Genomic DNA, 3992 nt, shown 5'->3' with positions numbered 1-3992 from the left:
GATGGCAGAGAGGTCACACCCGTTCCCATACCGAACACGGAAGTTAAGCTCTCTAGCGCCGATGGTAGTTGGGACCTTGTCCCTGTGAGAGTAGGACGTCGCCAAGCAACTTTAAGACGAGTCAGAATGACTCGTCTTTTTTGTGTTTTATAAAATAAACTTGTAATTAATGTAGGTTCTATGAGTACGTTTATCTAGCAAGAAACAACTTTATTAGAATTTCAAATTTAAGTAGCATACCTTCAGAAAAATATGTCAGAGCTTTAAAGTCTATTTGTTAACAAGAATATATACGAAGTATTGCCCTCTGGAGCCTACTCACACCCTCTTTTATTTCTTCAGTTGTTAAATGTCCATACCCTATAATAATTCGATTGTGATGTTTTCCTTTTTCAATGGCGTGATCTTCTACAGGATATACTTTCACTCCGAGTTGTTGGATTTTCTCAAGTAATTCTTTTGTGAATTGAACTTGATTGAATTCAACAATCAGATGTAATCCTGTAGAATAACCGAAAATATTGATTGTATTTGAGAATGCTGATTTTAATTGCTGGATAAGGAAGTCTCTTCGATTTTTATAGATTTTTTTCATCTTCATAATATGTCTTTCCAAATAACCTTCGGCAATAAATTTAGCAAGGATAAGCTGATTTAAAGAAGGTGTATGTAAATCTGAAAACCATTTTACCCTGCGACATTTTTCAACAAGGTGTGAGGGAAGAACTAAGTATCCCATCCTAAGGGCCGGTGATAAAATTTTACTAAATGAACCTATGTATATAACACGTTCGGGATCCAACCCCTGTAATGAACTTACAGGTGAGCCTTCATATCGAAACTCACTATCATAATCATCTTCAATGAGGTAACAATTTGTTTTTCTTGAGTAGTTAACCAATTGAACACGTCGTTGAATTGGCAACGTTCCACCTAAAGGGAACTGATGAGAAGGAGTAATGAAGATGAATTTTGGATTTTTATTTGCAGGTAACAAAGATGTATTCATCCCATTATCATCAACTGGTATAGGGGAAAGAAAGGCTCCTGAATTTTTAAAAATTGTTTGAATGTCATTGGTGATGGGATCTTCTATTAGTACTTCGTCACCTGATGACAAAAGTAACTTAGACACAAGTGTTAAAGCTTGTGTTGCACCGGAAGTAATCACCAATTGTTCTGGATGACAAAAAACTCCTCTTGTTTTTAGTAAATAGCGTGATAAAACCTTTCTTAATTCGGGACGTCCTTGGGGGATATCATATCCAAACGTAGAAGGAGGTGTTTCATTCCATATAGTGTGAGACAACTTTGCCCATCCTTTACGTGGAAATAAGTCTAATGCTGGTATTCCTGAACGAAAATTAATGATGTTACTGTCTTTGTTTGTTTCTTCGCACCAATATAAAGAATCAATTAGAGTTGATTTTTTACGTTGTTCTAAATAAGTCCCTTCGGCAATGAATGTCCCGGCTCCTTGCCGAGTGACCAAAAAGCCTTCGGAAAATAATTGATCATAAGCTTCTAAAATTACATTCCTAGACACACCTAACTCAGAAGATAATTCCCGTGTTGCTGGTAGTTTTTCACCGGATTGTAGCTCTCCGTTTAATATTCGTTCACGTATTTGGTGATAAACTTGTCGAATTAAACTTATATCTAAAGATCGATCAATAGGTATCCAAAGCATATAAATGCTCCCTTCATCAAAATTGGTACCATAAAAGTTTGGATGAAATGGTACTAATACAAACCATTTTAGCATGCTATAGTAGGGTCAAATAGTTCTAAAGGAGATGAAAATGTGATGACTAAACCAGAATTACAAGTAGCTCAGGCATTTAAATCGATTGCACGAAATGAACATATAAAAGCATATGTACAACAATCCACTGAACTCTATGCGTTATTATTACAAGCTGCGAAACGCTTTGTCACCGGAGAAACGAGACATGAGGGAATTGGGACGGCAAAAGAACTAATTACAAAAGGTTATCATACTTCACTAGAATACATAGGGGAAAATACTTTAGATATAGAGGAATGTTATAAAGCAAAAAATGAGTTTTTGAATCTTATTGGGGACATGGGTGCTCTATCTATGAAACAAACAGTATCACTCGATTTATCGCATATTGGATTATCCATAGATCCAGAAATATCTTATATTCATTTAATGGAGTTGGCAGAGAAGGCGAAAGTACATGGAACTACCCTTATGATAAGTATGGAAGAATCATCTAAAGCAGCGGACATTCTTTCCATTTATAAAAAGGTAACTGAGCAATATCATAATGTAGGAATAACAATACAGGCACATTTATATCGCTCAAACAATGATATTCAAGAACTCCTTCATTATCCAGGGAAAATAAGAGTTGTAAAAGGTGCCTATCAAGAAGTTCCGGATATTGCTATGCCTAGGTCAAGTGATTTAAATCAACAGTATCTTCAAATTGTAGAACAACTAGTTGAAAACAATCACCCTGTATCTATAGCTACACATGATGAAATTCTTATTAAAGAGATGGAGCAACGTCAATATTTTAGTCATCCTAATGTAGAAATAGAAATGCTATATGGAATTCGTCCGGATATATTAAGTAATTTGAAAAACAAAGGACATAACGCTAGAGTATATTTGACTTATGGGAAAGAGTGGTATTTGTATTTATGTCATCGGATAGCCGAACATCCAGAAAATCTATATTATGCAGTGACAGATATGATACATTCACCTTTACCAGAGCAGAGTAGAGAATATTGAATAGACATTTAATACTGAATGTAAAAATGATTTTGGTTGTTGCCTAAAAATAAGAGCCGGATTTTTCTTAGAGTAGAAATTCCGGCCCGTTTTATATTGAAAATTTTTTAGTATATATTTGCGTTAAAGGCGGACAGCACCCCTGTAGGTATTGAGGGGATTATGATTTATAATTGTGCAGCCGTCGTATACCTTGTTGTAGAATTGTTTTTGTATGGTTGTGTATTCTTAGGGGGAGATAGAAACAAAGGAAATTATGATTCTATATGTATTTCAAAAGGGGGATATATACTAGAAATGAAACTAAATGCTTGGTTAGTGAAAATGATTCGCTCTTTTAGCGGTAAAACGTAAATATAGGTATGGGATAAATATCTATTAATGTTATATAAAAAGTGAAGTAATAAAAGGAACAAGCGTTCTGTATATATGTGTTCGGTACACTTGATAAATTGAGGTACGTATTTTTAATCCAGTATATGTGTTTAAAAAGGAAATACTATTAATCAATTCGAACCTTGAGCATATCTTAAATGTTTATTAAGAGAATATAGCTGTATGGAAATAGATGATACTAAAGATGAAAGAGATATAAGGCTGATATTTCAGTGAAACAGGGATAGTTAATAAATATATTAGTGTGGTTCTATATATTTACGAGTAAACAGATAAGCAACCATTACTTCATATAAGGAGAACTTGGGACGAGTAGTATATGAGTTTATTATGGATTTCTGTATCGTTGTCTGTTATAAGAATACGTATATCTTCAATCGTTTCTAATAGAGGGCGTGATAAACAAAGAGGTATTAATATTTATTAAAATAAGATTGTTAGTTTCGCTGGGGAAAAACTTCTGTACAAATTAAGTCTAAGGTTTAAAGTAACTTTAATATATTTGGGGAAAATATATTAAAGAGAAGCAGGAGGTAGCTCTTTGGTAATGAATCCTTGGAGAGACGTATCTAGCTAAAAAAGCATAAAAATATTAAATTGAATTTCTTTATAAAAAGGTGTTGACGATTATACTTTAGAGGTGTAATATAGAACAAGTCGCCGATGACATTAACGTCGCAAGCGACAAACGAAATGAAAAACTTAGTTGACATTAACTAACGAAGATGTTAACATAAGGAAGTCGCAAATGAGCGACCAAGTAGTTCTTTGAAAACTGAACGAAACAAACAACGTGAAACGTCAATTTTTATTTTTAGATGCTAGACAA

General features: G+C 33.9%; 3 protein-coding genes and 1 rRNA gene. 3 read left to right on the top strand and 1 reads right to left on the bottom strand.

The annotated features are described in order from the left end of the window. Positions 1–107: ribosomal RNA gene (gene rrf / locus ACS2FK_RS30300) — 5S ribosomal RNA — on the top strand; the annotation flags it as partial. Positions 108–277: 170 nt separating this feature from the next. Here rrf and ACS2FK_RS30295 read toward each other — a convergent pair. Next, the gene (locus ACS2FK_RS30295) at positions 278–1690 is read right to left on the bottom strand and encodes a PLP-dependent aminotransferase family protein (RefSeq protein ID WP_063546251.1); all 1413 of its coding nucleotides are present in this window, start codon (positions 1688–1690) and stop codon (positions 278–280) included. 117 nt (positions 1691–1807) lie between these two features. Between ACS2FK_RS30295 and ACS2FK_RS30290 the strand changes: the two genes are divergently transcribed. Together ACS2FK_RS30290 and ACS2FK_RS30285 are read left to right on the top strand one after the other, a co-directional pair. Further along, positions 1808–2767 carry a proline dehydrogenase family protein gene (locus ACS2FK_RS30290; RefSeq protein WP_063549251.1) on the top strand — a complete coding sequence of 320 codons (960 nt, stop codon included), beginning with the start codon at positions 1808–1810 and terminating at the stop codon, positions 2765–2767. A 162-nt stretch (positions 2768–2929) separates the two neighbouring features. After that, complete coding sequence (locus ACS2FK_RS30285) at positions 2930–3121, top strand: hypothetical protein (protein WP_063546253.1); 192 nt, start codon at positions 2930–2932, stop codon at positions 3119–3121. Positions 3122–3992: the final 871 nt, after the last annotated feature.

The sequence above is a fragment of the Bacillus cereus group sp. BceL220 genome (assembly GCF_051776965.1).
GTDB lineage: Bacteria > Bacillota > Bacilli > Bacillales > Bacillaceae_G > Bacillus_A > Bacillus_A cereus.
This window is presented reverse-complemented; position numbering and strand designations above follow the sequence as displayed.